This is a genomic window from Blastochloris viridis, from assembly GCF_001402875.1.
Taxonomy (GTDB): Bacteria; Pseudomonadota; Alphaproteobacteria; order Rhizobiales; family Xanthobacteraceae; genus Blastochloris; species Blastochloris viridis.
The window spans coordinates 1,376,610-1,402,367 of record NZ_CP012946.1 but is presented as its reverse complement, the minus strand read 5'-3'; the positions used below and the strand labels follow the sequence as shown (position 1 = coordinate 1,402,367).

Here is a 25,758-nt window from a genome sequence, read left to right as displayed (position 1 = left end):
CTATCCCACCACCTCGCGGCGGCCGATGATCGAGAACCGCAGCATGTCCGATAGCCAGTCGATCGCCGCGACCGTCGCCAGGATCATCAGCACCAACGCCGAGACGTGCTGGAATTCGAGCGTGCGGATCTGCTCGGCGAGATGAAGGCCTATGCCGCCGGCGCCGACGATGCCGATGATCGTGGCCGAGCGCGTATTGGACTCGAAATAGTACAGCACCTGGCTGGCGATCACCGGCGCCACCTGCGGCCACAGCCCGAACCGAACCGCCGCAAGGCGGCTGCCGCCGGTCGACACCACGCCCTCCACCGGTCGCGGATCGGCCGCCTCGATGGCCTCCGAGAACAGCTTGCCGAGAATGCCGACATTGGCCGAGGCCACCGCCAGGATGCCGGCGAACGGGCCAAGACCCACCACGTTCACCCAGATCAATGCCCAGATCAGTTCGTCGACGCCGCGCACGGTGTCGAGTATCCGCCGCGACAGGAAGTGGATCACGACCTGCCCCACCACCGTCTTCGCCGCCACGAACCCCATCACGATAGCAGGCACCGTCGCCAGCAGCGTGCCGAGCAGCGCGATCGCCACCGTCTCCGCCAGCGCTTTGAGGTAGAGCACGAACGTCGCCCAATCCCCGGTCGAGGGCGGCACCATGAACACCACGAACTCGCCGAGCTTGAGCAGGCCAAGGGCAAAGCGACGGGCGTCGAACTCCAGCACCGCGATGCCGAGCGCAAACAGCGCGATCATTGCAGCCGTTACGCACAGCGCGACGACGCGGCCGCGCGTCACCCACCGGAACTGGTCGGGGTGGCGCCTGGCGAACGCCGCCGTATCGGCCACGAGCTTGGGTCGTTCCGCCATCACGCCCGCCTAAGCCCGAGCAGTGCATGGCGAAGTCGCTCGGTGCAAAGATCGATCACCATCACCGTACCGACGATCAGCACCAACAGCGCACTGACGTCGGAGTAATAGAACTTGCGGATCGCTTCGATCAGGTCCTGGCCGATGCCGCCGGCGCCGACGAAGCCCATCACCGCGGCGCTGCGGACGTTGACCTCGAACCGCAGTAGCGCATAGCTGGCGAAGTTCGACAGCACCTGCGGCACGACGGCGAAGCGCACCGCTTCCACCCACGAGCCGCCATTGGCCTTGACGCCGTCGACCGGCTTCAGGTCGATGTTCTCGACCACCTCGCAGAACAGCTTGCCGAGCGCGCCGGTGGAATGCACCGCCAAAGCCAGCACGCCCGCAAGCGGGCCGAGCCCGAACGCGATGACGAAGATCAGCGCGAACACCATTTCCGGAACGGTGCGGCAGACCTCGAAGAAGCGCTTGGTGGCAAAGCGCACCCACGCGCGGCCGGTGAGATTGCGCGCGGCAAAGAAGCACAGCGCAAAGCCGCCGAGCGCGCCCATCAACGTGCCCATATAGGCGATCAGCAGCGTCTCGCCGAGCATGACCAACCAGCGCCGCCAGCCCCAGAACCACTCGCCGACATCGGACAGCACGCCGGCGCCACCCTCGAGGTGGGCGAGACGGACGATGTAATCGCCGAAACGGTGGAGATTCACGACGAACTTGCCGACGTCGACTTCACCGACCAGGGCGGCAACGACCACGGCAACGATCAGTACGGTGGCGCCAAGCGTCGTCTGCCGGCGCTTGGCCGCGACCGCGGCGTCATAGCCACCCATCATCAGGGCGAGCCGGGCATCGCCCTGGCGGTGGATCGATGGGGCCATGACCTACACGCGGCAAGCGCATCATCAGGTTGCCGATGACCGCGTCGCGATCCCGGAAACACACGTCAACGGCGGCCCGGACCAGCCGGGCCGCCGCGGCGGAGAGCGGACCAGGGGTCAGGACCGCTTCTGCTTGCGCAGTTCGTCGACGAACTTGTTCAGTTCGACGATCGGCAGATACGCCGAGTGATCGATCGGCTGCCAGGGCTGGCGCTTGCCCTCGTAGATCTTGTCGAAAGCGTCCTTGTCGGCAGCGTATTTGAAGAAGGCGTCACGGATCTTGGCCTTCAGGTCCGCCGGCAGATCGGTGAGGTAGGCGAACGGCGAATTCACGATCAGGTCGGAGGTGAAGATGATGCGATAGTCGTCATACTTCGCCATGCCTTTGCGCTCCATGCGGCGCAGGCTGGACTCGTTGGCGTCGTTCCACCAGTTGGCGGCGGCATCCACCGTGCCCTGCTGCAACGCGATGACCGCGTTTTCGTGGCTGCCGGTGTAGACGACCTTGTCGAAGAACTTGTCGGGATCGATGCCCATCTTGTCGAGGGCAAAGCGCGGCACGTTGTTGCCGGAGGTCGAGTTGGGGTCGACCAGACCGAGGTTTTTTCCCTTCAGATCGTCGATCTTCTGGTAGGGCGAATCCTTGCGGACGTAGAACACCGAGTGATAGCCCTTGGTGCCGTCCTGGTTGACCTCGATGGCGAACGGCTCGGTCTTGACGCCGGTCATCGCGGCGCGGGCATAAGAGGCCGGGCCATAATACGCGATGTGGATGTTGCCGGCGCGCTGGCCTTCGATGATCGCGGCATAGTCGTTAGCGAGGCGCAGCGTCACCTTGGTGCCGAGCTCCTTCGACAGATACTCGGCGAACGGCGTCCAGCGGTTGGAGACGCCGGAGGCGTTCTCTTCCGGGATCAACGCGAAGACGAGTTCGGGGTATTTCGCCTTCCAATCCTGCGCAAGCGCAGCGTTGGCGCTGACGGCAAGCGCGGCGCCGGCAAGAATGAGCGAGCGTCGGTTCAACATCGTGGTCTCCTTGAGGGGGGCGGAACCGGGTCTTTACGCGGGAACAGCCAGCCCCGCCGGCACGTCGGCGGGAAGCTCGGCATCCATCACCTCGTCGGCTTCGAGGCCATAGAGGTCGCGGGCAACGTGGTCGGTCAGGCATTCGGGCGAGCCGTCGAACACCACCCGCCCGCCCGCCATGCCGACCAGGCGGTCGCAATAGCAGCGGGCGACGTCGAGCGAATGGAGGTTGCACAACACGGTGATGCCGTAGTGCTTGTTGATGCGCAAAAGCGCATCCATCACCGTTTTGGTGTTACGTGGGTCGAGCGAGGCGATCGGCTCGTCGGCGAGAATGATGCGCGGCTCCTGCACCAGCGCGCGGGCGATGGCGACACGCTGCTGCTGGCCGCCGGACAGGCTGTCGGCGCGCTGCGCCGCAATCTGAGCGATGTCGAACTGGTCGAGTGCGGACAGCGCGATTGCCTTCTCCTCGTGCGTCCACAGCTTGAGCATCGAGCGCCAGTTCGGCGTGCGCTGCAGCCGCCCCAGCAGCACGTTGGTGAGCACGTCGAGCCGGCCCACCAGATTGAACTGCTGGAAGATCATCGCGCAGTCGGCGCGCCAGCGATAAAGCCGGCGCCCGGACAGCCGCGTCACGTCGTTGCCATCGGCCAGGATACGCCCGGCGCTCGGCTCGGCGAGGCGGTTGATCATGCGCAGCAGCGTCGACTTGCCGGCGCCCGACCGTCCGATGATGCCGATGAAGCCGCCGGTCGAAATCTCCAGCGACACGTCGGCAACGGCGAACTTGTCGCCAAACCGTTTGGACACCCCGTCCAGAACCAGCACATCATCCTCCGCGGGAGGCGCCATCCGAACGCCGGCGAACGGGCAGGCGAATATCGGCGCAACCTTGCGGCAACCGGCCAGTCCGGCCTGAGGCGATCAGGCCGGCCGCTGACCGAGGCCGTTTCTTCACCGAGTCCTAGCCAGTCGGCACGACAGCGCGATGACGGCGCAACGGCGTGGGCAACGCCCGGCGAGGCGAAGCTTTGTCGGCAGCCGACCAGCCCATTGTCGTCGGTCGGTCACACGACCGTGGCAGGCATCTGATCGGGATCCGGGCAGTCGCCGCGCGGTCCTGCACGCCGTTCGCCGAGCGCCGCCGCGACGGCGGCATGCCCGGCGAGCCGACGGCCCTCCAGAGGCGAGACCTCCGATGACGCGCCCGTCCGACACCCCGCAGGTCGACCCGACCGCACAGATCCGCGACTGCCGGCTCGGCCACTACACCGCAGTCGGCGCCCGCACCAAATTGCTCGAGAGCACGCTCGGCGACTATTCCTACATCGTCAACGACGGCGAGGTCGCCTACACCACCGTCGGCAAGTTCTGCTCCATCGCCGCGATGGTGCGGATCAACCCCGGCAACCACCCGATGACGCGGGCGACCCAGTCGCATTTCACCTACCGCGCCTCGAGGTATTTCGCCGGCGAAGACGACGAGGCGTCCTTCTTCGAGTGGCGGCGCGGCTTTCCGGTCACCATCGGCCACGACGTCTGGATCGGCCACGGTGCCATCGTGCTGCCGGGCCGGACCGTCGGCACCGGCGCTGTGGTGGCGGCCGGTTGCGTGGTCACCAAGGACGTCGCCCCCTACACCATTGTGGTCGGCAACCCGGCGCGGCCGCTGCGCCGGCGGTTCTCCGAGACCCTCGCCGAGCGACTGGTGGCGCTCGGATGGTGGGAGTGGGATCACGCCCGCCTCCACGCCGCCCTGCCCGATTTCCGCGCACTGAGCGCCGAAGCGTTCCTCGACAAATACGAAGCCGCTGCTTACATCCCGGCCGAATGACCACACGTTACGCGCTTTATTTCGCCCCGCTCCACGACCGCGCCTTGTGGTCGTTCGGCTGCACCACCATCGGCTGGGACGCCGAAGCCGCTGCGGCTTTTCCGCCGCAACCGCCGACCTCCGCACTCGCCGCGGGCTGGGCCGAGGCGACCGCCGAGCCGCGCCGCTACGGCTTCCATGCCACGCTGAAGGCGCCGTTCGCGCTGGCTGAAGGCACGAGCATCGACGACCTGCTCGAGGCGGCGGCGACCTTCGCCGCCGCGCCGCGCGCCATTCCCGAGGTGCGCCTTGAGACGCGCGTCATCGCCGGCTTCGTGGCGCTGACACCGGCCGAGCCGAGCGAAGCGCTCGGCGCCCTCGCCGGCGACTGCGTGCGCACGTTCGACCGCTTCCGCGCCGCGCTGACGCCGGAGGATCGCGCCCGGCGCGCGCCGGAGCGGCTGTCGCCACGCCAACTCGGCTATCTCGACCGCTGGGGCTATCCGTTCGTGTTCGAGGAGTTCCGCTTCCACATGACGCTGACCGGCCGCCTGGCGCCCAAAGCCGCCGAGGCAGCGTGCCTCGCTCTCGCGAGCGCCCACGGTGCCGCCTGCGGCGAGGGGCCGGTCGAGATCTCCACCCTTGCGCTATTCGTACAATCCGCCCCCGACGCACGATTCCGCATCCTGTCGTCGTGGCCGTTGCGGAACGCGTGACCCGCCGCCGGCGGTTGGAACCTGAAACGCGGCAGCGGCGTTTGGTCCGGTTCGATCGCCGGGATCATGAGGTTGGATGCGATGACGAAGATCGATCGCCGCGCCGCGCTGACTGGATCGCTCACCCTCGCTGCCGCCGGCAGTCTCGCCGCGACCAAGGCACAAGGCCAGGCTGGAGCCGCACGCGAGGGAACCACCCTCGTCACGCCGGAGCCGCTATCGCAGGCACCCGGCTTCTACCGCTACAAGGTGGGCAGCCTCACCGTCACCGCGCTGCACGATGGCTTCTCCCTTCGTCCGCTCGACGCCTCGTTCGTACCCAACGCCGCGCTGGACGAGGTGACGCGGGCGCTGGCCGAGGCTTTCCTGCCGACCGACGCCGTCCCGCTCACCTTCACCGCGCTGCTGGTCGACACCGGCAGCCAGCGCATCCTGATCGACACTGGCACCGGCGGCCGGTTGGGCCCCACCAGCGGCCAGCTCGCCGCCAATCTGGCGGCAGCCGGCGTCGCGCCGGATTCGATCCAGACCGTGGTGATCAGCCATTTCCACGGCGATCACATCAACGGCCTCAAGACCGGGGACGGCGCGCTCGCCTTTGCCAAGGCCGAGGTGCTGGTGCCGCAGCCCGAGTGGGCCTACTGGATGGACGACGGCATGATGAGCCGCGCCCCCAAGCCGCTGGAGGGCAATTTCCGCAATGCCCGCCGCGTGTTCGGCGACATCGGCGAGCGGGTAAGGCGGTTCGAGTGGGGCCAGGAGATTGCCGGTGGCATCTCCGCCATCGACGCCCCCGGCCATACCCCCGGCCACACCGCTTTCCTGCTGTCCTCCGGGCGCGAGGAACTGCTGGTGCTGTCCGACACCGCCAACCATCCGGCGCTGTTCGTGCGCCATCCCGGATGGGCGGCGGTGTTCGACATGGATTGGGACACTGCGCGAATGACGCGCCGCAAGCTGCTCGACCGTGCCGCGGCCGAGCGGGTGCGCGTCGCCGGGTTCCATTTCCCGTTCCCGGCCAACGGCCACATCCTGCGCGAGGGCTCCGGCTACCGCTTCGTGCCGGTGCAGTGGTCGGCACAGGTGTGATCCCGCCATCAAGGCCGGGGCGTTTCGCCGTTTCCGGACACCGATTTGGCCGAAGCTGTTTCGGTGGATCGCGCCAAGACCTAGCGGAAACTTCCCATGCGGAAACATGGTGCCGGGCGGCATCGCTGATCTGCCGCCAGGCCGGCTTGCGTCCCGTCATCGGCATCCCATCTGGACGCCATGAGCACGACCCACCTGCATTGGACCGACACCTTCGACCCCGCCGATCCCTATGAGCGGGCTGCGCTGCAGCGGCTGTCGGTGCTGGCACAATTGCTCGACAGCGCGTTCGAGGTGCCCGGCACCAAGGTTCGGCTCGGGCTGGACGCCATGATCGGCCTCGTTCCCGGCATCGGCGACGCCATCTCGGCGGCGCTCGGCTCCTATCTGGTCTACGAGGCCCGTCAGCTTGGCGCGCCGAACCATCTGGTCGCCCGCATGGCCGGCAACGTGATGCTGGATTTCGCGCTCGGCGCAGTGCCCGTACTTGGCGACGCGGCCGATGTGCTGTTCCGCGCCAACAAGCGCAACATGGCGCTGCTGCAGCGCCACCTGGAGCGCAAGGCCCGCCGGCGCACCATCGACGGCACCGCCACCCGGCTGTAGCCGCCGCGCCGGCCCGCCATGGCCGCGGCCGGGCATAACGGTGGCAGAACCGTGGCCAAGCCTTGACAACACCTTAACGAAACTGCGAATTGGCCCTGTGCAGGTGGGCCGGTGCATCCGGCCCAGGGAACACGGTGAGGACGGCCGCGGAGCGGCTGGACGAATCCGAGGCTGCCCCCGCAACTGTGAGCGGTGAGCCAACCGTCGATACGCCACTGGAGGTCCAGCTCTGGGAAGGCGGCGGCAGGCGATGACCCGCGAGCCAGGAGACCGACCTGTGCGAGTCACCTTCCGGCGTGCGGGGCGCGCGGCCGGGGCGGTCTCTCCGCTCGGTGACAGTGGAACTGTCGCGGAGGGTCGGCCATGCGCCACGCCTTGAGCTTTGAACGATGCCAGCGCTGGGCGAAAGCCTGGGCCGCCGCGATTCCTGTCGATCTTCTGGCTCCCGGAGATGCGTCATGGCGGCGTCCGCCCGCTCGGCTTTGCATAGCTTTCTGCTTACGACCTCGTTGATCCCGCTCGTCGCACTGCCGGCGCTGGCGCAATCTGACAACGATCTGCCCGAACTCGTGGTCACCGCCAGCCAAGTGCCGGTGGAAGCCTCCAAGGTCGGGTCGGCGGTGACGGTGATTCGAGGCGACGAACTGCGTGCCAACGGCATCACCACGGTGCCCGACGCGCTGCGGCAGGTCGCCGGCGTCGCCGTCGGCACCACCGGCCCGCGCGGCGGCCTCACCGAGGTGCGCATGCGCGGCATGAAGCCGACCCACCTCATGGTGATGATCGACGGCGTGAAGGTGAACGGCGTCGACAACAACAGCTTCGACTTCGCCGGCTTCCTGGTCGACGACATCGAGCGCATCGAGGTGCTGCGCGGCCCGCAGTCCGGCGTGTGGGGCGCCGACGCCCAGGCCGGCGTGATTTCGGTGATCACCAAGAGCGGCCGCGGCCTGGCCAAGCCGGAACTCACCACGCGCGCCGAGATCGGCACCCGCAATTCGGGTGGCGCGGCCGCCTCGGCACGCGGCGCGGTCGGCCCGGTCTACGGCGCGCTGACGGTGTCGAACGAATCGACGCGCGGCTTCAACGTCTCGCGCTGGGGCTCGGAAACCGACGGCAGCCACGCCACCGTGGTGTCCGGCAAGGCCGGTGTCGACTTCAACGAGTATTTCAATCTCGAAGGCTCGGTCCACTGGATGGACCGTGCGACCAAGACCGACAATAGCGACTATGCCACCATCGGCTACCTGCCGGACTGGACGCCCATTCCGGCCAATCCGGCGACCTATGGCCGCGTGGTCGACAAGGCCGACACCTCGGCCTACGACAATTTGTCGGCGAGCGCGGTCGGCACGCTGAAGCTGTGGGATGGCCGCTGGACCCAGACCTTCGGCATCAAGTCCTTCGAGCACAATCTGGATTCGCGCTCGCCGGAGTGGGGCAACTATTTCTACAACGGCCAGCGCACCACGCTCGACACCAAGGGCGCACTGAAGTTCGAAACACCTTGGCTGGCCGGCGCCCAGAATACCCTCGCCATCGGCGCCGATTACCAGGACGAGGACTATCGTCAATCGGGCCCCTATGTCGATCCGACCTGGACCGCCGGCCTGTCGCGGTCGCAGACCGGCCTGTTCGCTGAGTATCTGCTCGATCTGCCGACCGGGCTCGCGCTCTCGACGGCGGTGCGCCACGACGACTTCGAAGTGTTCGAGGATGCCGATACTTGGCGCGTGACGGCCTCGCAGACGTTTTCCACCGGCACCCGGCTGCATTCCTCGGTCGGCACCGGCGTCACCAAGCCGACCTTCCTGCAGCAGTTCGGCAGCATTCCCGGCACCTTCGTCGGCAATCCTGACCTCAAGCCCGAGCAGTCGACCGGCTGGGATACCGGCGTCGAACAGACCCTGATCGACGGCAAGCTGTTCTTCGACGTCACCTATTTCTGGATGGACCTCACCGACGAGATCCGCACCGTCACCCTCGGCAGCGGCCTCAAAAGCGCGGTCAATTCGCCGATGAGAACCGAGCGCCAGGGCGTCGAAGTCGCGCTCAAGGCCGAGCCCCTGCCGTGGTTGTCGCTGGAGGGCACCTACACCTACACCGACGCCGATGCCTACGACACCGCCCAGCAGACCGTGCTCGGCGCCACCCGCATTCCGATGCACGCCGCCTCCGGCCGCGCCACGGTGAAGTTCGCCGATGGCCGCGGGCGCGCAACTGTAGCGGTGGTGTTCAACGGCTCGATGATGGACACATACTATGGCCTCAACACCGAGCGGGTCGAACTCGGGTCCTACACCCTGGTCAACGCGTTGATATCGTATGACCTGACGCCGCAGACCACGATCTACCTGCGCGCTGACAACATGTTCGACGAGACATACGAGGAGGTCTACTCGTACCTGTCGCCCGGCGCGGTGGTCTATGCCGGCCTCAAGGTCAAGCTCGGCGGCGAGGCCGAGCCGAAGGCGATCGCCGCCCGTTACTGACCGCTGCAGTCCTGCCGCCGCCCGGCGCGGCGGCAGGAACGCAGGACTGCCAGCTGCGCTTTTCGGGCTCCGCCGACCCGATCGAGCCGGCCAGCCGCTCAACGGACGGTCGACCGGGACCCACAACGATCGCAGAGAGGCGTCTTCACCGCTGCCCGCCGGCGAAAAGCCCCTCGCCCCGCGCCGGCGGTCGCCGCCGTCACTCGGCTGTTTCGGTGATGATCCAGGCGAGATAGGCCGGCTCGCCACCGGTCACCGGCACCACCACGATGGCTGGGGTCTTGTAGGGGTGGCGCGCCCTCACCGCCGCCACCACGGCGTCGGATCGCGTCGTGTTGGTCTTGACGATCATCACCGTCTCCTGGGCGCGTTCGACCACGCCCTCCCAGCGATAGATCGAGCGCATGCCGGGCAGGATGTTGACGCAGGCCGCCAGCGTCGCCTCGATCAACGCCAAGCCTGCAGCCTCCGCCTCCACGACCGAGGGCCACGTCGTATAAACGAGCGCCGCCTGTTCCATAGCTTTGTCTCCAGCGCTGGATGCTGCGATCGGAGGGGGGGACGGCCGCGGCACGGTGGTTTATGCAGGTCGCAACAGCCGAGTCTTTGCAGGAATTCCAGGCGCACCCTATGTTGGCGCAGTCTGAAAATGCTGGCTAGCCGCCGCAATGCACGAATCCCCTCGCCGTTTTGACAAGGTCGCCTTCGTCGGGAGCCCGGCTCCGGACGCTCAGGCGGCGCTCGCCCGTTTCGAGGCGCGCTATGGCCGCTGCGACCCCAACGACGCCGACGTCGTGGTGGCGCTGGGCGGCGACGGGCTCATGCTGCAGACCCTCCACCACGTCATGCACAAGGGAACCCCGATCTACGGCATGAATTGTGGTTCGGTCGGCTTCCTGATGAACGACTTCATCGAGGACGGCATCGTCGGCCGCCTCGCAGCAGCCGAGCCGACCATCATCCACCCGCTGGTGATGACCGCGCGCGACGGCGACGGCGCCATCCACATCGCCAATGCCATCAACGAGGTGTCGCTGCTGCGCCAGTCCTACCAGGCGGCCAAGTTGCGCATCCTGGTCGACGGCCGCGAGCGCCTCGCCGAACTGATCTGCGACGGTATCCTGGTCGCCACCCCTGCCGGCTCGACCGCCTATAACCTCTCGGCCCACGGGCCGATCCTGCCGCTCGACTCGCCGCTGCTGGCGCTGACGCCGCTGTCGGCGTTCCGGCCGCGGCGCTGGCGCGGCGCCATCCTACCCGACCGCGCCGAGGTCCGCATCGAGGTGCTGGAGGCCGACAAGCGCCCGGTGAGCGCGGCCGCCGACCACATCGAGGTCCGCAACGTCCGGGAGGTATCGGCGCGCATGGACCCGTCGATCTCTTTGACAATGCTGTTCGACCCCGGCCACAGCCTTGATGAGCGCATCCTGCGCGAGCAGTTCGGCACCTGATACCCGCGGCTGCTGAACTTGATCTTCCACCCACCCCGGCGCAACCCAGTCGGCCACCGGTTTTTCCCGCAAGCGCGTTTTCCCAGCGGAACGCTTCCGTCTCCACGGATCCTTAACGGTCGGTTGTTAGCCTGGATCAAAGTCCGGACAACGGCCGACGCATGTTCCACATTGATTTCAATCGACTCCGCTTTCTGGTGATCGACGACAATGCGCACATGCGGCGCATCGTCCGCACCCTCCTGCACGGTTACGGCGCCCGCGAGGTCTATGAGGCCGAGGACGGCGCCGCTGGCCTTGAGGCGTTCACCTCCTACACGCCCGACATCGTCATCACCGATTGGGCGATGCCGATCTTCGACGGTCTCGAACTGACGTCGATGATTCGCCAGCCGGGCGCGAACGCCAATCCCTACGTGCCGATCATCATGTTGACCGGCCACAGCGAAAAGCGCCGCGTCATCGAGGCGCGCGATTCGGGGGTCACGGAGTTCCTGTGCAAGCCGATTTCGGCACAGGCCCTTTACCAACGAATCCTCAATGTGGTGATCAATCCGCGCCCGTTCATCAAAACCAAGACATTCTTCGGTCCTGATCGTCGGCGGAACGTCAACCCGAACTATGTCGGCCCGGAACGCCGCAAGGGCGGCAAGGCCGAAGTCATCAAGGCCCAGCCGCTGCTCGACAAGCTGCGCTCGCCGACCTGAGATCGAAGACCATGACCAACGCCAAGCCCGACGCCAGCGTGACCCCGTTCCACGATCACGACGTGATCGTGCCGAAGAAGAACCTCAAGTCGTTCGCTCGCAAGGTGTCTGCGGACGAGAACGGGCTCGACTTCGAGGCGATCGAGCGCGCCGAGGCGGCGCTGAACGAATTGTCATCGGAGTTCGACGGCTGGATGGCGATCGAGTGCGACCGGCTGGAAGCCTCGCGCAAGGCGCTGTCGTCCGGCGGACTGTCCAAGGGCTCGACGCAGGTGATGTTCCGCGCCGCCCACGACATCAAGGGCGAGGCTGCCACCTTCGGCTTCCCGCTCGCTGCCGAGATCGCCGACAGCCTGTGCCGGCTGATCTTCCACACCCCGAAACCGGCGGCACTGCCGCTGGAACTGATCGACCGCCACGTCGCCGCCATCCGCGCGGTAGTGCGCGAGAACATGCGCGGCGGCGGCGATACCACCGCCCGCGAGGTGGCCGAGCATCTGCGCTCGATGGCGGAGGCGTTCCTGCGGGAGCAGCACAAAGACGACGCCGACTGGCTGGCCGACAACACCTCGCCCTCGATCGTACCCGATCCATCATTGCGCTGACCGCGCCCGCGGCGCACCGCGCCCGAACCGCAGCGCTCGCCTGACCGAATGCCGCGCTACGCCACCTCGGCGAGGTCCTCAGTGAACGCCCGCGCTTCCTCGCGCGCGGCCTCCGCCGCGTAGCGCCGCAGCAGCGCGAAATAGCCGTCGAGTTCGCGCGGATCGTGGCCGCGATAGAGTGTCAGCACCCGCTCAACCATACGCCGGCGCAGTTGCACCGCGGCCAGCGGGCCGTGGGCAAACCCGACCTCGTGCAGCGCCGTCATCGCCGCGCGGAACAGCGGCTCGGCCGAGGCCGGCAGCCCGGCCTTGAGAAACAGCGGCGCAAAGGTTGCGAAGCTGCGGTCGTCGAGGATCGCCGCCACCCGCTCCAGCCTGAAGCCCGATAGGTTGGCCAGCGCCGCCTCGAACAGCGTGCGGTTGCCGGCGAGCAGCGCGCGCAGCAGCAGTCCCGCGGTGAGCTGGCCGGTGTCGCGCAGATGCTGCACCAGTTCCAGCGCGGTGCCGCCATCGACGCGCCGGGCGATCGCCACCGTGGTGCGTTCACATGCCTCGCGCGTCACCCGCGCTGCCACCTCCGGATTAAGCCAAGCCCGCTCCGACACGAACGCGGCCAGCAAGCCGGCCAGCTTCGCCGCCAGCGCCTGGCGCAGCGGCGGTGTCAGGTCCTGACGCGCCAGCAGCGCTTCCCGGATCGCGCCGACATGGCCGAGACGCTCGATCAGCCGCTCCAGCGTCGCCTCGGCGAGGTCGGCGCCCTCGTTCTCGATCAGCATGCGGCAGACCTCGGCGTCGGCAACCTCGGCAATCACCGCCGACACCGCCTCCGGCACCCACGGCCGCACAGCCACGGCGGCGCGCAGGCCAGGCCGGCCGGCGCGCACGATCTCGATCAGCTCGATCTCCAGCAGCACCGGCGAGCGCTCGACCACCACGACGGCGATGTCCGGAGCATCGTGCGCCAGCGCCAGGATGATGTCGTGGGGGGCCTCGGCGCTGCGGCTGAGCGCTTCTGCCAGCGTCCGCCGCACCAGCGGCGCGCTGTCGTCCAGCATCAAGGTGAGCGCGGCCTGGGCGGCCTTGCGGTCATGCTCGGACAGGTCGGAATAGAGATAGGCGCGAGCCAGCGCGGCGGTTGCTTCTGCGCGATCCCCCGGCGAGGCGGTACGAACCCATTGCAGGAACCGGCGGACGATCATGTTTTTACACCAGCAACACACTCACCGCCGCCATGCTAGGCAGCGGCGCTTAACAAAGCGTTCACCGTAAATATTTGCAATTCAATAGGAATTTTTTGCCGGGTCAGCGGCCGGCAGCCGCATCCGGCGTGCGGGCGAACGTGCCGAGTTCCAGCGGCGTGCCCGCCGTGCCGGTGGTCTTGCCCGGACCCGCGGCGTAGGCCGCCCGCGCCGTCTGCGGCAGCCACATCGAGCGCACGTCGGCGGCGACCGGGCTGCTGCGCTCGGTCTGGAACAAACCGTAGAACGCGAAAGGCAGCAGCGGCTCGGCCTGCTCCGCCGCGAGCGCCAGCGCGGCCGGCTGCGGCAGGGCTTGCGGCTGGGGCATGGTGGGCTGGGGCATGGTGGGCTGCGGCGCGCTTGCGGTCGCCTGAGTGGTGGTCTCGGTGCCGTGCTGCTTGACCAGCACGGCGTAGACCTCGGCCGCCGAACGCGGCCGCCCGCTCTTGTCGTAGAAGATCGGCCGGTTGGCACCGGCCGCCTCGGGAAACACCGTGTCCGCCGGCGCGGCCGGGCTGGTGCCGACGAGATCGAGGAACTTTCGGGCCCCGGCCGAGCCGAAGAAGTGGGCAACGTAGAGTTCGCCGTCGGTCGGCTGGCGCCCCAGCACCGTGCGCAGATCGGCGGCGTTGCGGTTGGTGAAGGCGCCGCCCATCACTGCATTGGCCAGCGGGTCCTCGCGCAGCGCCATCACCTGCTGCTTGAGCGCCGGATCGGCGATGTCGAGATTGCCGGAGGGCGTGCGAACGATGGCGCCGGCATATTGGCCGTAGCCGTAGCGGGCGCCGTCGGCCTTCAGCGTCTCCAGCCAGGTGTCGTCGAGAAACTGGAACAGGCCGGTGGCGGTGGAGGTCTTCGAGCGCAGCCTGGGATCGAGGTCGGATTCGCGCCGCGCCGTCTTGACGAGATATTCGAAGCTGACGCCGGTGGTGCGGCTGGCAAGCGTCAGCGCATCCTGAACCGAGGTCTCGCCGGTGCGCGGCGCAGACGCCGGCGGTTCCGGCAGCAGGGGCGCAGCGGTTGTCGTCGGCGCATTCGGTGAAGAGAACAGGAAGAACATCGGGAGCGACCCAGCGGTGAGCGATCGGCGCGCACGCCAACCGCCGATCTGGCGCGATCACCGCTCATTGGTGCGGCGATTATGGTAAACAGCGGGTTAACTTGGCCGTCGCCGAACGGCGGCAACGATCACGGGAGGAACGCGATGGACGGACGGCACTGGCGTGGCGGGTTGTGGCTGGAGGACTTCGCGGTCGGCGCCACCTTTCGCCACCGCCTCACCCGCACGCTGACCGAAATGGACAACGTGCTGTTCTCCAACATGACGCTGAACCCGCAGCCGTTGCACATCGACCGCCATTTTTGCGAGCGCGAGACCGAGTGGGGCCAGCCGCTGGTCAACTCGTTGTTCACGCTCGGGCTGATGATCGGCATTTCGGTCAACGACCTCACCAACGGCACTACCATCGCCAATCTTGGCATGACCGAGGTGCGCTTTCCGGCGCCGCTGTTCCACGGCGACACCCTGCGCGCCGAGACCACCGTATTGTCAGTGCGCGAATCGAAATCGCGGCCGGACGCCGGCATCGTCGAGTTCCACCACCGCGGCTACAATCAGGACGACGTGCTGGTGGCCGAATGCCGCCGCCAGGCCTTCATGAAGAAGCGGCCGGCGTGACATGCGCTCGCTGCTGTTCGTTCCCGGCGACAGCCCCAGGAAGCTCGCCAAGGCGCTGGAGGCCGGCGCCGACGCGCTGATTCTCGACCTTGAGGATTCGGTGGCGCCCGACGGCAAGGCTGCTGCGCGAGACGCCACCGCCGGCTTCCTGCGCGAGGCGGTGCCGCTCCCGGCGCGGCCACGGCTGTTTGTGCGGGTCAATGCGCTGACCTCCGGCCTGACCGACGCCGACCTCGACGCGGTGATCAAAACCCGGCCGGACGGCGTGATGCTGCCGAAAGCCGAGCATGGCCGCGACGTCGTCCACCTCGCCGCCAAGCTGGCGGCGCGGGAGGCCTTAGCCGACATCCCGGCGGGGGCCACAGGGGTCCTCGCCATCGCCACTGAGACCGCGGCTTCGCTGTTCGGGCTCGGCAGCTATGCCGGCTGCTCGCCCCGCTTGGCCGGCCTTGCCTGGGGCGGCGAGGACCTCTCCGCCGACCTCGGCGCCGAAACCAACCACGACGAGGCCGGCCGCTGGACGTCGCCCTACCTGCTCGCGCGCAATCTGTGCCTTGCCGGCGCGGCGGCGGCGCGCGTTGTCGCGATCGACACCGTGTTCGTCGACGTGCGCGACGAGGCCGGGCTGATCGCGGAGGCCGAGGCCGCCCGCCGCGACGGCTTCTCGGCCAAGATGGCCATCCACCCCGGCCAAGTCGCGCCGATCAACGCGGTGTTCACGCCGTCTGCCGCGGCGGTGGCGGAGGCCGAGCGTGTGGTTGCCGCCTTCGCCGCCGCAGGCGATGCCGGCGTCACCACCCTCGACGGCAAGATGCTCGACCGCCCGCATTTGTTAAGGGCAAGACGGGTGTTGGAGAGGGCAGGATCGAAGGACACGCCGGCTGCCGACGGTCGCGGCTGACCGCATCGTCCCGGACTGCGCGGGAGGCGCAGCACCCGGCGCAGATCCAGCCCGTTGGAGAGTTGCCCGCCGCCGGCGGCGAGCCGCTTGCCCCACCGAGCGCTGTGCCTATGCTGAGCCAATTGGGCCTGCGGCGGGACTGCGATGCCGACACCACCCGACACCGAGTGCTCCCCCGCCGCCGACCTCGTGCGGTTCGCCGACGGGCGGGCGTTCGCCACCGTGCTGGCCGATCCGCCCTGGCAGTTCGTCAATCGCACCGGAAAGATCGCGCCCGAGCACCGGCGGCTGTCGCGCTATGGCACGCTGTCGCTCGCCGAGATCATGGCGCTGCCGGTCGCCGACATCGTGCGCCCCACCGCGCACCTCTATCTGTGGGTGCCGAACGCCCTGCTGCCGGAAGGGCTTGAGGTAATGCGGGCGTGGGGCTTCGCCTACAAGGCCAACATCGTCTGGCACAAGCTGCGCAAGGACGGCGGCTCCGACGGCCGCGGCGTCGGCTTCTATTTCCGCAATGTCACCGAGTTGATCCTGTTCGGCACCCGCGGCAAGGGCGCCCGCACCCTCGCCCCCGGCCGCACCCAGGTGAACTATCTCGGCACCCGCAAGCGCGAGCACTCCCGCAAGCCCGACGAACAATATTCTCTGATCGAAGCCTGCTCGCCCGGACCGTTCGTCGAGCTGTTCAGCCGCGGCACCCGCGCCGGCTGGGCGAACTGGGGCGATCAGGCCGATGCCTCCTATCAGCCGACTTGGAACACCTACCGCCACAATTCGACTGCCGCCGCCAGTTGACGGCACACACGCGCAAACTGCGATTGACTCAATCATGGCCTGCAGCAACCATGGTAACCGTTTCCGTCACGGTTCCCGGGTGCAGCTGATCGGTTTTCTCGAACACCGTCGCCGTTCCGTTGCCTTGCGCCGCACCGCCACGGACATCGGAAGCGACCGCGGGTTGCTTCGCCCGCTGCTGTCGCCGGGCTGACATCAAGGCGTGTGATCCTGGCCGATCGGGAGGCTTCGATGTCCACGGCGGTTCAGCAGGCCCTGGCCGATCTGTGCTCGAAGGGGGTGCTCCATGGCGAGGACGTCGCCGACGTCCTGTCGGTCGCACCAGCGACGGTGGCGCGCTGGCTGCGCGGCGAGGCGGTGCCGGACCTGCCGACCCGCGCGGCAATCGGCCAGATTCACTTCATTGTCGGGCGCCTTACTGCCCTGTTCGCAGCCGACGAGGTCCGGCACTGGCTGAACGACGTCCAGCCCGCCCTCAAGGGTGCGCGCCCGGTCGACCTCATCCGCGGCGGCCGCACCGCCGAGGTGCTGGCGGCAATCGACGCACTGGACATGCGCCCCACGCCGTGACCGGCGCTGGCCGGCGCCTCGGCCGCCGCCCTGCCCTGTGGCGATTGGCGCAGGGTGGTTGCGCGGCCACCGGCCCGTTCCTATCTCAGGCTGACGCGGATTACGGCGAATCTGGCTGGAACGCCGCAATCAGCCCCCAACACCCGGTCCTCCCGCCCAACCTCGCCAATCATGACACGCCTTCTCAAGCCGCTGTGGGTGCTGCTCGCGCTGGTCTTCCTGGTCGAGGCCTGGCTGTGGGACCGGCTGGCGCCGCTGGTGGCGCGGCTCGTTGCGCTGATCCCGTGGCTTAAGATCAAGGCGGCGGTCGCCGCCCGCATCGAGGCGCTGCCCCCGACCGCAACGCTGGCGGTGTTCCTGCTCCCGGTCGCCGTGCTGCTGCCGGTCAAGTTTCTCGGCCTGTGGCTGCTCGCCCGCGGCGCCTGGCTCGGCGCGGTTGCGCTGCTGGTCGCCGCCAAGGTGGTCGGCCTCGGCCTCACCGCATTCATTTTCGACGTCACCCGGCCGAAGCTGCTGCAACTCGCCTGGTTCCGGGCGCTTTACCAGCGCGTGCTGGCGTGGCGCGACTGGGCGCACGCCCAGGTCGACCCCATCGTCCGGGCGCTGCGCCAGCGCCTCGCCGGCCTTGTCGCGCCGGCCACCCGCCAGGTGCGCCGCGCGCTGCAGCGGTTGGGCTGGCGCCCGTCCGGGCGCGGGCTCAAGCTCGCCCGGCGCATCCGCCGGCGCATCCACGCCCGCGCCGCCTGATCGGGAGCGGACGATCACGGCGCGATGCCCGAGCCGGCTTCGCCGAACATGAAACCGCCGGTCGTTCCGGGCAAAGCGAAGCTGCGACTCCGAACCCATGATCCGCGACGTTTCCGGCAACGCCAGCGATGCCGCGCCGCTGCGCGGGATGCGGACCACAGCGATAAGTCGCGGATCATGGGTCCGATCGCGTGGCTTCGCGCCGCTTGTCGGGGACGACGGCGCGAGGCCTCCGCCGCGGCCGGGCGGCATCGGACAACGGATGCCACGGCGCCGTGGAGCGCAGTGCGTATCGCTTCTGTTCAGGCGCCGAGCAGCCCGGTTTCGATCAGGCCGCGCCCGGCCACCACCAGGCCCAGCACCAGGATCAGCACGCCCGAAATATAGGGCAGCCGCGGCGCCCACCGCGAAAAGCCCGACCAGCTGCCCGCCGCCTTTCGCGTTCCCCACGCCGCGGCAAGACCGACCGCCACCAGGGTGATCGCCAGCCCGAGGCTGAACGCCGCCACCATGGCGACGCCGAGCGCCACCGCCTTCAGGTGCAGGCACACCAGCAGCACCGCGATCGCCGCCGGACACGGGATCAGCCCGCCAGTGAGGCCGAACCAAGCGATCTCCCATCCACCGACGTCCCGTCCGCTGACGAACCGCCGCTTGATCTCGCGGGCGTGCGCGGCGGCGTGGGCGTCGCCGTGATCGTGGCCCTCGTCGTGATCGTGGTGGTGATCGTCGTGCGCGTGGCCATGGTGATCATGATGGTGGTGATGATCGTGCGCCTGTTCCTGGGCGTGGACGTCGCGGCGAACCGACCACAACAGCCGCGCCGCCAGCAGCACGATCAGCACCCCCGAGGCGAGCATCAGCCACGGCTCGGCCGACTCCATCACCAGCCTGTCGCCAAGCATCAAGCCGAGCAATACCAGCCCCCACACCACCAGGGTATGGCCGATCGCCGCCGAGACGCCGAGCAGAACGGCCTGCCCCGGCGTGCCACGAATGGCGACGATGAACGCGGCCATCACCGATTTGGAGTGTCCCGGCTCAAGCGCGTGGAGGGCGCCGAGCAGCAACGCCGCCGGCAGATAGATCCACGGGTTGGCCGTCCCGGTTTGAATCAGTGACGCGATGTCGGGCATGTCGATCTCGGCGGTATCGGTAGCGGTCTGGGATCGCGGCGCGATTGCACCGGGTCACGACGTGATCTGCCGCAAACCGCACGACGCCCGAACGTAAGATGTAATTGAGCCGCCGACTGCCCAAGCTTGTCAAGGCCGCGTTCGTGGCAATGTCGCCGCGCATCATGCAAAAGCGGCCCAGGACGCCGTCCTGGGCCGCGCTCGTTCAAATCGCTCTAAAATCGTTGATCGCCAGCGGATTCGACGCAGCCCGCAGCGCGGTCTCCGGCACAAGCGCCCGCTTGAGAACTGCTTTGCAGGCGTAACCCTCTACTGGCGAAATCACCGGAGTTTCGTCAGATTTACTTTCGAACGATGGGCGTTGCCGCCGGGGCGTCGGGGCCCCACAGCCGGAAGCTCATATTGGTCATCACCTGCCAGCCGCTGCCGGTGTTGCGGGCATAGACGTCGTCGGTGACGATCAAATTGACCTTCGCCACCCCGAAGTCGTAGCCGATCATGCCGCCGAGCGCGATCTGCTGGGAGCGGCGGTCGCCGATCGGGTCATAGGGAGGACCGGCATAGATCCCGAGCGGATCCTTGTCCTCGGTGGTCTGGTAGATGAAGGCGGCCACCGGCCCGAACTCCCACTTGCCGACCTTCTTGAGAAAGGTGAAGTCGCCATAGAGCACGTCGCCCGAAGTGTAGTGCGAGCGCTCGTTCTTGGTGTTGAACTCGTAATAGAGATGTGCGGTGAGCGCCCAATCCTTGTCGAGATAGCTGGCCGCCCAGCTCGGCTGAAACGTCCAGTAGTCGAGGCCCGGGGCGCCGGTGCCGGCGGTCGCCGGCAGCATCAGCCGTGCATTCTTGACGTTGCCGTTCGGCGCATAGAAGCCGAAGCCAGCCGAGGTGAACCAGCCACCGCCCAGGTTCCAGGACAGGTTGATCGGCGAGAACAGCGTGTTGTGGAAGCCGAACACATCGCGCACCGTGCAGTTGGGGCTGGAGCAGGGTCCCGCCACCTTCTCGAACTCGGTGTCGTTGTAAATCATCGGCAGCACGATATACGCGCCGTAGGACGCACCCAGCAGCTGCCAGCCCGGCACGACCATCAGCTGCGCCGACGGGCTGGCGACCACGTCGTGGAAGCCGGTGTTGTCGCCATGCTTGTCGACGACATCGGCGTCATAGCGGAGATAATTCAGGTTCATGTAGACGCCCGGCGGCGGAAGCGCGCCGGCCGGCGCCCCGATGGTGACGCCAGTGCGCGTCGCCTCGTGCACGCCGGGCTCGTAAGCCAGCGCGCTGCCGGCCATCGGCCCCAGCGCGCCGAGCGCCGCAGCCCCCAGTCTGATCGCGGCAGCCCCTGCGCGAAGCGCCGCAGCCTCCCTTTTTTGTGTCATGTCGCCCCCCAGAAAAACGACCCCCGTGTCGGCGCACCGGCGATGCCGGCATCGCTCGACACATTTCGGCCTTATTCCCTTCCGTTAGCGCGGCCTTGGCTCACCGAGAACTGAATTTCCGTGACCTCGCCTGGCGGTCACCGAATTGTCGTAACCTGCGGCTTTTCCGCCACAGCGCACGCCCCAGGTAGAGCGGCCGCCCGCCCGGCGGGGATTGCGGCCGATCGGCGGCGAGAACGGCCGTTGGGTTGAAACTCACGATCAGGCGGCGCTTTTTTTGCGGCGGCGCGCGTCTGGCGCTCTCTGGCTTAACGGATACCGTAACGCCGGAATTCCTCCGCGCTCAGCGCTCCTGGTTGCGCCAGCGGTCGACGATGTCCTCAACGTCGAGGTCGGACGGCCCGTCCCGCCATTTGCGGAAGAAGTCGACATCGTTGCTGTTCGGGGTTGGCTGCGGGGCGTCGAACTGTAGCCGGGTCGGCAACGGCACCGCCTCGCCCAGCACCAAAGCCTCGCCGCGGCCGAGACCGGCGAGCACGCTGAGCAGGTCGCCCTCGCTTTCCGGCACCAGGCTGCGGATATAGTCCTGGTCGGCCGGATTGGTGATGCGCAGGCAGATGAAGGTGCCGCACTGCGCCAGCACCGTCTCCGACACCTCGTGCGGGCGCTGGCTCACCACCGCGAGGCCGACGCCGTATTTGCGGCCTTCCTTGGCGATGCGCTCCATCGAGGCGCGGGCGCCGGCAAACGCGCGATTGTCGGCGCGCGGCACGTAGGCATGGGCCTCCTCGCAGACCAAGAGCAGCGGGAATTCGCGGCTGGCCGGGTTCCAGAAATTGAACTCGAACGCCAGCCGGCCGATCTGCGCCGCGACGATGGGACGAACGTCGAACGGCACCGACGACAGATCGATCACAGTGACGGCAGCACGTGGCCAGCCGAGCCCGACGAAATCGCGTAGCAGCGCCGCCAGCGAATCCGAGCTTCGCCGCTGCCGCGGCTTGAGCAGGAAGGCGTAGCGAACGTCGTTCAGCTTGCTGTTGACGCGCATCAGGAAGTTGTCGAACACGCCGGTGAGCGGGCCGCGCACGGTTTTGCTGGGCAGATCGGTCGGCACCATGCCGTTCTTCTGCTCGATCGCGGCCAGCAGCGTCATGAAATCGAAATACACCGGGGTATCGAGCGTGCAGCGGGCAAGGCCGAGCCGGCGGCCCTCCGCCTGCTTCAGCGCGCCGAGCACATCGCGGAACACCGCCAGCTGGTCGGTGGCGCGCGGATCGTCGAAGTCGATCAAGAGGTCGCACAGCTCGGCGAAGCTCATCATCCAGTAGGGGATTTCGAGCTCGCGAACGTCGAGGTGGCGGGCGACGCCCGCCGCGAACGCCGAGCGCGGCGTGCCGTCGTCCTCGCGCCAGCAGTATTCGCCGTGCAGGTCGAGAATGACGATGTGCGCCCGCGGCATCACCGCGAGGGTGCGCTGGATGAGCGCGGTGACGGTCCACGACTTGCCGGAGCCGGTCTGACCGAGCACAGCGACATGGCGGCCGAACAGAGCGGAAGGGTCGAGGCACACCGGAAGCGCACGGTGGGTGGTCACAGTGCCGACCGAGAAGTTGGTGGCGCGGAAGCGCGCGAACATGCGGGCGACGTCGCGGGTGCCGAGGGCGTGGACGCTGGCGCCGACGATGGGATAGTGGCTGACCCCGCGCTCGAACTGGCCCGCAAGGTTGAGGGTGCCGACCGGCAGCAGGTGAAGCGTCCGCACCGCCGGTACGGTCGCGCCCGGTTCCTCGCGCATGCGCACCACCATCGCCACCACCGCGGCGCGCCCCTCGCGAACCGCAACGTAGGTGCCAATCTGGCCAAGCGGCGAATCAACCTGAAGCGCTGCCGCGGCGCCATCGGTCAGGGTCGCGACCAGGCGATCGGTCGCGACGTCGATCACCCGGCCGACCGCCTCCCCGTCCGGCCAAAGCTCCCGCTCCGGTGCCGCGCGCTCCATCGCCCTTCCCCACGGTCGCCGGTGCAATGTCGCCGGCGGCCCGCTTGTAGCAGAGTTCTGACGTTACGCCCTGCCCTGCCGGAGAATGCCGTCGCCGTTGCCATGGCTGGCACCGAACGGTGACGCCGTGATTCGGGCGGGCGGCCGCGCCACGCGAGGCCTCTGTTTTCGGCGAGCCGGCGCCGCGGACCGCGGCGCCGTCCGGTCGCGGAGCACCCTCACCTCGTTTAGGTCGGCCGGTTAAACGATTTCCTTGTTCAGCGCCCGGCTGATCGATTTGGAATGACGCAGTCAACCCCAGACGCTTGTTCGGCCCGATGTTTCGGTGAAGATCCATCCCAGCAGATCATGAGAACGGCTGGAAATCGCGTCAGGCGTTGCGGGAATTCTGCTGCGATGGGGATGAGGTCTCCGCATCTCCCGATGCCAGCGGTGACTTGATCTTGACGTTATCTGCCAAGCGCGCGGCGGGTTGTTGCCGAGCGCGTGGCGGCCGCCTCGCGACCGGGAGGCAACGGCGCCGACATCCCTCACCACGGCGCGCGATCCCCAACAACGGCCCGGTTTCGCCGGATGGAGCGCTTGCCCCGCGCCATCGCCTTGGGTATGGTCCGCCACCGCTCAAGAGGGGCTCCGCCCCGATCAGGCTCGGCTCGTGGAGAGGTGGCTGAGCGGTTGAAAGCACCGCACTCGAAATGCGGCATACGGGCAACCGTATCGGGGGTTCGAATCCCCCCCTCTCCGCCAACCTCAAGTCGCAAACCGTGAACGGCGGCGCATCGGCGCCGAAAATTCCCGCGTTTTCAAAGGGCTTTGGCCGGTCCAAGCGAACCTCAGAGACTGGCGAAGGGCCGATTTTCGGTCTCTGAACGGCTTCAGTCTCTTTCCGACCGAACCTCCCCCGATTCGGTTCGGTCGAATAAAATGGCGTATTTTCAGCAGGTTATGATTTTCGGCCGACCGAACTTTTGGCGGCCGATTTCCCGGCAGGCACCCGAACCAGAGAACGCGCGGTGGGCGTTGTGGCGCGCAAAGCGACGTAGTCCGACAGGACGAATATCTCCCGCCACGAGAGGCGTCCGTGAACGGTTGGAACCTTGGCGCCCGTCTCGGCTTTTGGAACGAAATAACGACCACGCTTGAGCGACTGTAGGATTCCTAAACTGATCCTGCTCCGCTAAGCTAAAGCGTAGTTGTCGGGTACGTCGCAGGGGGGGCAATGGCACACGATCCAACTCAGTTGGCTGCCCTTACGCGCCTATTTTCCTCAGCCGTTTTTCAAGATCTGGCGAAGAAGGGTCGCTCGGCGATGTTCAGTCGCCTTGTCGACCAGGCCGGCCTCGCTGGACGCTGCGGAGCGATGGCCACCGTCGGCGATGCTTTTGACACGGCGTTCGACATCCTTAAGGTCGCCGGCCAGCGTGACGAGTATATTTATCGCGCGGCGCTGACTCAGAAAATACTGATGGGCATACACTCGCTCCGCACGGCGTCGATGCTCAACGAGTTTCGGGCCGGCACGTGCAAAGCCGATCTTGTAATCCTCAACGGCACTGCCACGGTCTATGAGATCAAGTCCGAACGCGATTCTCTTGCCCGGCTCGCCAACCAAGTCGCGAACTACAAGCGCGTGTTCGCGAAGGTAAATGTCATTGCCAGCGCAGGACATGTCGAGGGCGTGCTGGCAACCGTTCCCGCTGATGTCGGGGTAATGTGTCTATCAAAGCGCTACCAAATTTCGAGCGTCCGCGAGGCGCGTGACTGCCCCGAGCGGATTTGCCCAATGACGGTTTTTGAATCCCTGCGCACGGCTGAAGCGGTTGCGATCCTGAAAGCTCTTGGCGTGCCGGTGCCGCAGGTTCCAAACACGCAGCGTCATGTCTTGCTACGCGAGGTGTTCGCTGCGATCGAGCCCGCCACACTGCACGCCCAGATGGTGCGGACGTTGAAGCGCACTCGCAATCTCGCGCCGCTCAGTGATCTTGTCGACATGCTCCCGGAATCGCTGCAGGCCGCGGCCCTGTCCATTCCGGTTCGCCGCGCTGATCATAGCCGACTGGTCGAGGCGGTTGGAACGCCGCTCGGCGCGGCAATGGCCTGGGGCTGAGCATCGGATGTACCATCCCTATTTTCGCGGGAAGCAATTCGAACTTATTACCATCCGCGAGACGGCACCGCTGCTCGCGCAGAAGGGCTTTGTTCCAATTATCGAGCCGGTCCGCGAAGCGTTGGGCGGGCTGGAAAGGACACTAAAGGCGATCTGCGATGCCGGTGGTAAAGCTATCGTAATTGTCAATCCTTATCATGGCGACCATCGCGAAAGTGGTTTGAGCATCACGAACCTGCTGCAGCAAAGCTATCTCGGCAACGATACGATCGTTGCCGGAATCTTGCTGCGCAGCGACATGACTCTTGAAGAAGCGATAGCCTGTCATGCCAATCATGAGGATCATCATCCGGTGATCGTCCATGCCGGCTTCACTGCACCAAAGACACTTGCGGCGCACCTTGCCGACAAGATGGCGGACATGTGCAACGTGTTCGTCGAGGACCATGCGAAGATCCTGTACCGAAAGCATTTCGAGGACAGCACCCGCATCCTCGTGCGCGACGGCTTCAAGCGCCAGCGCAACGCGGACTATCCGGAGATGGAGGAATTCTCGGACCTCCACATCACCTATGAAGAGGTGGGTATGGCCGGGTTTGGCGATTTTTTGATCGTCGGCGACGTGTATAGCGAGAGCGGCGGACCGGCATACGCGGTGGCTATCCATCTGACCTTCATCGATCCAGACAAGGACGATGTGATGTATATTTATCATTTCGTCTCCGAGACCAAAGACACGCCCACCGATCCGGCAGGAAAATTTGGCCAAGCACTCGCGAAGCTGATTAGGAAACTCGACAGCGGCAAGTCAAAGCTCCTCGAAACAAGTGCGATCAAGGAATTCCGCGAGCTTCATGCCAAGGGCCATTTCCCCGGCCTGGGCTATGTGAAGAAGCTCTCGATGAAGCATCATATCGAGACACTGGCTGCCTATCTCGGCTGAGGCGGG

At 67.0% G+C, this 25,758-nt stretch carries 25 protein-coding genes, 1 tRNA gene and 1 riboswitch; of the genes, 16 read left to right on the top strand and 10 right to left on the bottom strand.

Annotated features, from left to right (window positions below; genetic code table 11):
• From phnE (BVIR_RS06215) to phnC, 4 genes are all read right to left on the bottom strand, one after another.
• Nucleotides 1–864, bottom strand: coding sequence for a phosphonate ABC transporter, permease protein PhnE (gene phnE / locus BVIR_RS06215; RefSeq protein ID WP_055036912.1), 864 nt, complete (start codon nt 862–864; stop codon nt 1–3).
• Nucleotides 864–1,745 (bottom strand): phosphonate ABC transporter, permease protein PhnE, encoded by an 882-nt coding sequence (gene phnE / locus BVIR_RS06210; RefSeq protein WP_055036911.1) that lies wholly within the window; start codon nt 1,743–1,745, stop codon nt 864–866. The genes phnE (BVIR_RS06215) and phnE (BVIR_RS06210) overlap by 1 nt, the downstream gene beginning before the upstream one ends.
• A gap of 117 nt (nt 1,746–1,862) precedes the next feature.
• Nucleotides 1,863–2,771, bottom strand: a complete 909-nt coding sequence (gene phnD / locus BVIR_RS06205; RefSeq protein WP_055036910.1) for a phosphonate ABC transporter substrate-binding protein — start codon at nt 2,769–2,771, stop codon at nt 1,863–1,865.
• A gap of 33 nt (nt 2,772–2,804) precedes the next feature.
• Nucleotides 2,805–3,602 carry a phosphonate ABC transporter ATP-binding protein gene (gene phnC / locus BVIR_RS06200; protein WP_055038718.1) on the bottom strand — a complete coding sequence of 266 codons (798 nt, stop codon included), beginning with the start codon at nt 3,600–3,602 and terminating at the stop codon, nt 2,805–2,807.
• A gap of 370 nt (nt 3,603–3,972) precedes the next feature.
• On the opposite strand from phnC, the gene BVIR_RS06195 reads away from it, so the two are divergent.
• From BVIR_RS06195 to BVIR_RS06175, 5 genes are all read left to right on the top strand, one after another.
• Nucleotides 3,973–4,608 carry a DapH/DapD/GlmU-related protein gene (locus BVIR_RS06195; RefSeq protein WP_055036909.1) on the top strand — a complete coding sequence of 212 codons (636 nt, stop codon included), beginning with the start codon at nt 3,973–3,975 and terminating at the stop codon, nt 4,606–4,608.
• Nucleotides 4,605–5,303, top strand: a complete 699-nt coding sequence (locus BVIR_RS06190; RefSeq protein WP_055036908.1) for a DUF1045 domain-containing protein — start codon at nt 4,605–4,607, stop codon at nt 5,301–5,303. The genes BVIR_RS06195 and BVIR_RS06190 overlap by 4 nt, the downstream gene beginning before the upstream one ends.
• An 81-nt stretch (nt 5,304–5,384) precedes the next feature.
• Complete coding sequence (locus tag BVIR_RS06185; protein WP_055036907.1) at nt 5,385–6,392, top strand: MBL fold metallo-hydrolase; 1,008 nt, start codon at nt 5,385–5,387, stop codon at nt 6,390–6,392.
• A 180-nt stretch (nt 6,393–6,572) separates the two neighbouring features.
• On the top strand, nt 6,573–6,998 hold the full coding sequence (locus BVIR_RS06180; RefSeq protein WP_055036906.1) for a DUF4112 domain-containing protein: 426 nt from the start codon (nt 6,573–6,575) through the stop codon (nt 6,996–6,998).
• 84 nt (nt 6,999–7,082) lie between these two features.
• Nucleotides 7,083–7,291, top strand: a riboswitch (cobalamin riboswitch).
• Nucleotides 7,292–7,456: 165 nt separating this feature from the next.
• The gene (locus BVIR_RS06175) at nt 7,457–9,490 is read left to right on the top strand and encodes a TonB-dependent receptor plug domain-containing protein (RefSeq protein ID WP_055036905.1); all 2,034 of its coding nucleotides are present in this window, start codon (nt 7,457–7,459) and stop codon (nt 9,488–9,490) included.
• Nucleotides 9,491–9,689: 199 nt separating this feature from the next.
• Here BVIR_RS06175 and cutA read toward each other — a convergent pair whose 3' ends face one another.
• The gene (cutA, locus tag BVIR_RS06170) at nt 9,690–10,010 is read right to left on the bottom strand and encodes a divalent-cation tolerance protein CutA (RefSeq protein WP_055036904.1); all 321 of its coding nucleotides are present in this window, start codon (nt 10,008–10,010) and stop codon (nt 9,690–9,692) included.
• 148 nt (nt 10,011–10,158) lie between these two features.
• Between cutA and BVIR_RS06165 the strand changes: the two genes are divergently transcribed.
• The 3 genes from BVIR_RS06165 to BVIR_RS06155 all read left to right on the top strand — a co-directional run bounded on the left by BVIR_RS06165 (nt 10,159) and on the right by BVIR_RS06155 (nt 12,253).
• Entirely contained in the window at nt 10,159–10,941 is a 783-nt protein-coding gene (locus BVIR_RS06165) for an NAD kinase (protein ID WP_055036903.1), read from the top strand.
• A gap of 161 nt (nt 10,942–11,102) precedes the next feature.
• Nucleotides 11,103–11,648 (top strand): response regulator, encoded by a 546-nt coding sequence (locus tag BVIR_RS06160; RefSeq protein ID WP_055036902.1) that lies wholly within the window; start codon nt 11,103–11,105, stop codon nt 11,646–11,648.
• Nucleotides 11,649–11,659: 11 nt separating this feature from the next.
• Entirely contained in the window at nt 11,660–12,253 is a 594-nt protein-coding gene (locus BVIR_RS06155; protein WP_055036901.1) for an Hpt domain-containing protein, read from the top strand.
• A 56-nt stretch (nt 12,254–12,309) separates the two neighbouring features.
• On the opposite strand, the gene BVIR_RS06150 is transcribed toward BVIR_RS06155, so the two are convergent.
• Both BVIR_RS06150 and BVIR_RS06145 read right to left on the bottom strand, forming a co-directional pair.
• Complete coding sequence (locus BVIR_RS06150; RefSeq protein WP_055036900.1) at nt 12,310–13,452, bottom strand: DUF2336 domain-containing protein; 1,143 nt, start codon at nt 13,450–13,452, stop codon at nt 12,310–12,312.
• A gap of 103 nt (nt 13,453–13,555) precedes the next feature.
• Nucleotides 13,556–14,551, bottom strand: coding sequence for a hypothetical protein (locus BVIR_RS06145; RefSeq protein ID WP_055036899.1), 996 nt, complete (start codon nt 14,549–14,551; stop codon nt 13,556–13,558).
• A gap of 144 nt (nt 14,552–14,695) precedes the next feature.
• Between BVIR_RS06145 and BVIR_RS06140 the strand changes: the two genes are divergently transcribed.
• From BVIR_RS06140 to BVIR_RS06120, 5 genes are all read left to right on the top strand, one after another.
• Entirely contained in the window at nt 14,696–15,169 is a 474-nt protein-coding gene (locus tag BVIR_RS06140) for a MaoC family dehydratase (RefSeq protein ID WP_055036898.1), read from the top strand.
• A gap of 1 nt (nt 15,170) precedes the next feature.
• Nucleotides 15,171–16,070, top strand: a complete 900-nt coding sequence (locus tag BVIR_RS06135; protein WP_055036897.1) for an HpcH/HpaI aldolase/citrate lyase family protein — start codon at nt 15,171–15,173, stop codon at nt 16,068–16,070.
• A gap of 144 nt (nt 16,071–16,214) precedes the next feature.
• A complete protein-coding gene (locus BVIR_RS06130) occupies nt 16,215–16,865 on the top strand; it encodes an MT-A70 family methyltransferase (protein WP_055036896.1) in 651 nt (216 codons plus the stop codon).
• 231 nt (nt 16,866–17,096) lie between these two features.
• A complete protein-coding gene (locus BVIR_RS06125; RefSeq protein WP_058124827.1) occupies nt 17,097–17,435 on the top strand; it encodes a helix-turn-helix domain-containing protein in 339 nt (112 codons plus the stop codon).
• A gap of 168 nt (nt 17,436–17,603) precedes the next feature.
• Nucleotides 17,604–18,182, top strand: coding sequence for a hypothetical protein (locus BVIR_RS06120; RefSeq protein ID WP_082417344.1), 579 nt, complete (start codon nt 17,604–17,606; stop codon nt 18,180–18,182).
• Nucleotides 18,183–18,484: 302 nt separating this feature from the next.
• Here BVIR_RS06120 and BVIR_RS06115 read toward each other — a convergent pair whose 3' ends face one another.
• The 3 genes from BVIR_RS06115 to BVIR_RS06105 all read right to left on the bottom strand — a co-directional run bounded on the left by BVIR_RS06115 (nt 18,485) and on the right by BVIR_RS06105 (nt 22,702).
• Complete coding sequence (locus BVIR_RS06115) at nt 18,485–19,318, bottom strand: nickel/cobalt efflux transporter (RefSeq protein ID WP_055036893.1); 834 nt, start codon at nt 19,316–19,318, stop codon at nt 18,485–18,487.
• A 341-nt stretch (nt 19,319–19,659) separates the two neighbouring features.
• Nucleotides 19,660–20,700, bottom strand: coding sequence for a SphA family protein (locus BVIR_RS06110; RefSeq protein WP_082416768.1), 1,041 nt, complete (start codon nt 20,698–20,700; stop codon nt 19,660–19,662).
• 343 nt (nt 20,701–21,043) lie between these two features.
• Complete coding sequence (locus tag BVIR_RS06105) at nt 21,044–22,702, bottom strand: ATP-binding protein (RefSeq protein ID WP_055036891.1); 1,659 nt, start codon at nt 22,700–22,702, stop codon at nt 21,044–21,046.
• 657 nt (nt 22,703–23,359) lie between these two features.
• Between BVIR_RS06105 and BVIR_RS06100 the strand changes: the two genes are divergently transcribed.
• The 3 genes from BVIR_RS06100 (at nt 23,360) to BVIR_RS06090 (ending at nt 25,752) form a co-directional block, all read left to right on the top strand.
• A tRNA-Ser gene (locus BVIR_RS06100) sits at nt 23,360–23,449 on the top strand.
• 472 nt (nt 23,450–23,921) lie between these two features.
• The gene (locus BVIR_RS06095) at nt 23,922–24,809 is read left to right on the top strand and encodes a sce7726 family protein (protein ID WP_055036890.1); all 888 of its coding nucleotides are present in this window, start codon (nt 23,922–23,924) and stop codon (nt 24,807–24,809) included.
• Nucleotides 24,810–24,816: 7 nt separating this feature from the next.
• The gene (locus BVIR_RS06090; protein WP_055036889.1) at nt 24,817–25,752 is read left to right on the top strand and encodes a sce7725 family protein; all 936 of its coding nucleotides are present in this window, start codon (nt 24,817–24,819) and stop codon (nt 25,750–25,752) included.
• Nucleotides 25,753–25,758: the final 6 nt, after the last annotated feature.

What these genes read in the sequence shown, in the direction of transcription:
- phnE (WP_055036912.1), bottom strand. Translation starts at nt 864, where the DNA reads ATGGCGGAACGACCCAAGCTCGTGGCCGATACGGCGGCGTTCGCCAGG.
- phnE (WP_055036911.1), bottom strand. Translation starts at nt 1,745, where the DNA reads ATGGCCCCATCGATCCACCGCCAGGGCGATGCCCGGCTCGCCCTGATG.
- phnD (WP_055036910.1), bottom strand. Translation starts at nt 2,771, where the DNA reads ATGTTGAACCGACGCTCGCTCATTCTTGCCGGCGCCGCGCTTGCCGTC.
- BVIR_RS06195 (WP_055036909.1), top strand. Translation starts at nt 3,973, where the DNA reads ATGACGCGCCCGTCCGACACCCCGCAGGTCGACCCGACCGCACAGATC.
- BVIR_RS06190 (WP_055036908.1), top strand. Translation starts at nt 4,605, where the DNA reads ATGACCACACGTTACGCGCTTTATTTCGCCCCGCTCCACGACCGCGCC.
- BVIR_RS06185 (WP_055036907.1), top strand. Translation starts at nt 5,385, where the DNA reads ATGACGAAGATCGATCGCCGCGCCGCGCTGACTGGATCGCTCACCCTC.
- BVIR_RS06180 (WP_055036906.1), top strand. Translation starts at nt 6,573, where the DNA reads ATGAGCACGACCCACCTGCATTGGACCGACACCTTCGACCCCGCCGAT.
- BVIR_RS06175 (WP_055036905.1), top strand. Translation starts at nt 7,457, where the DNA reads ATGGCGGCGTCCGCCCGCTCGGCTTTGCATAGCTTTCTGCTTACGACC.
- cutA (WP_055036904.1), bottom strand. Translation starts at nt 10,010, where the DNA reads ATGGAACAGGCGGCGCTCGTTTATACGACGTGGCCCTCGGTCGTGGAG.
- BVIR_RS06165 (WP_055036903.1), top strand. Translation starts at nt 10,159, where the DNA reads ATGCACGAATCCCCTCGCCGTTTTGACAAGGTCGCCTTCGTCGGGAGC.
- BVIR_RS06160 (WP_055036902.1), top strand. Translation starts at nt 11,103, where the DNA reads ATGTTCCACATTGATTTCAATCGACTCCGCTTTCTGGTGATCGACGAC.
- BVIR_RS06155 (WP_055036901.1), top strand. Translation starts at nt 11,660, where the DNA reads ATGACCAACGCCAAGCCCGACGCCAGCGTGACCCCGTTCCACGATCAC.
- BVIR_RS06150 (WP_055036900.1), bottom strand. Translation starts at nt 13,452, where the DNA reads ATGATCGTCCGCCGGTTCCTGCAATGGGTTCGTACCGCCTCGCCGGGG.
- BVIR_RS06145 (WP_055036899.1), bottom strand. Translation starts at nt 14,551, where the DNA reads ATGTTCTTCCTGTTCTCTTCACCGAATGCGCCGACGACAACCGCTGCG.
- BVIR_RS06140 (WP_055036898.1), top strand. Translation starts at nt 14,696, where the DNA reads ATGGACGGACGGCACTGGCGTGGCGGGTTGTGGCTGGAGGACTTCGCG.
- BVIR_RS06135 (WP_055036897.1), top strand. Translation starts at nt 15,171, where the DNA reads ATGCGCTCGCTGCTGTTCGTTCCCGGCGACAGCCCCAGGAAGCTCGCC.
- BVIR_RS06130 (WP_055036896.1), top strand. Translation starts at nt 16,215, where the DNA reads ATGCCGACACCACCCGACACCGAGTGCTCCCCCGCCGCCGACCTCGTG.
- BVIR_RS06125 (WP_058124827.1), top strand. Translation starts at nt 17,097, where the DNA reads ATGTCCACGGCGGTTCAGCAGGCCCTGGCCGATCTGTGCTCGAAGGGG.
- BVIR_RS06115 (WP_055036893.1), bottom strand. Translation starts at nt 19,318, where the DNA reads ATGCCCGACATCGCGTCACTGATTCAAACCGGGACGGCCAACCCGTGG.
- BVIR_RS06110 (WP_082416768.1), bottom strand. Translation starts at nt 20,700, where the DNA reads ATGACACAAAAAAGGGAGGCTGCGGCGCTTCGCGCAGGGGCTGCCGCG.
- BVIR_RS06105 (WP_055036891.1), bottom strand. Translation starts at nt 22,702, where the DNA reads ATGGAGCGCGCGGCACCGGAGCGGGAGCTTTGGCCGGACGGGGAGGCG.
- BVIR_RS06095 (WP_055036890.1), top strand. Translation starts at nt 23,922, where the DNA reads ATGGCACACGATCCAACTCAGTTGGCTGCCCTTACGCGCCTATTTTCC.
- BVIR_RS06090 (WP_055036889.1), top strand. Translation starts at nt 24,817, where the DNA reads ATGTACCATCCCTATTTTCGCGGGAAGCAATTCGAACTTATTACCATC.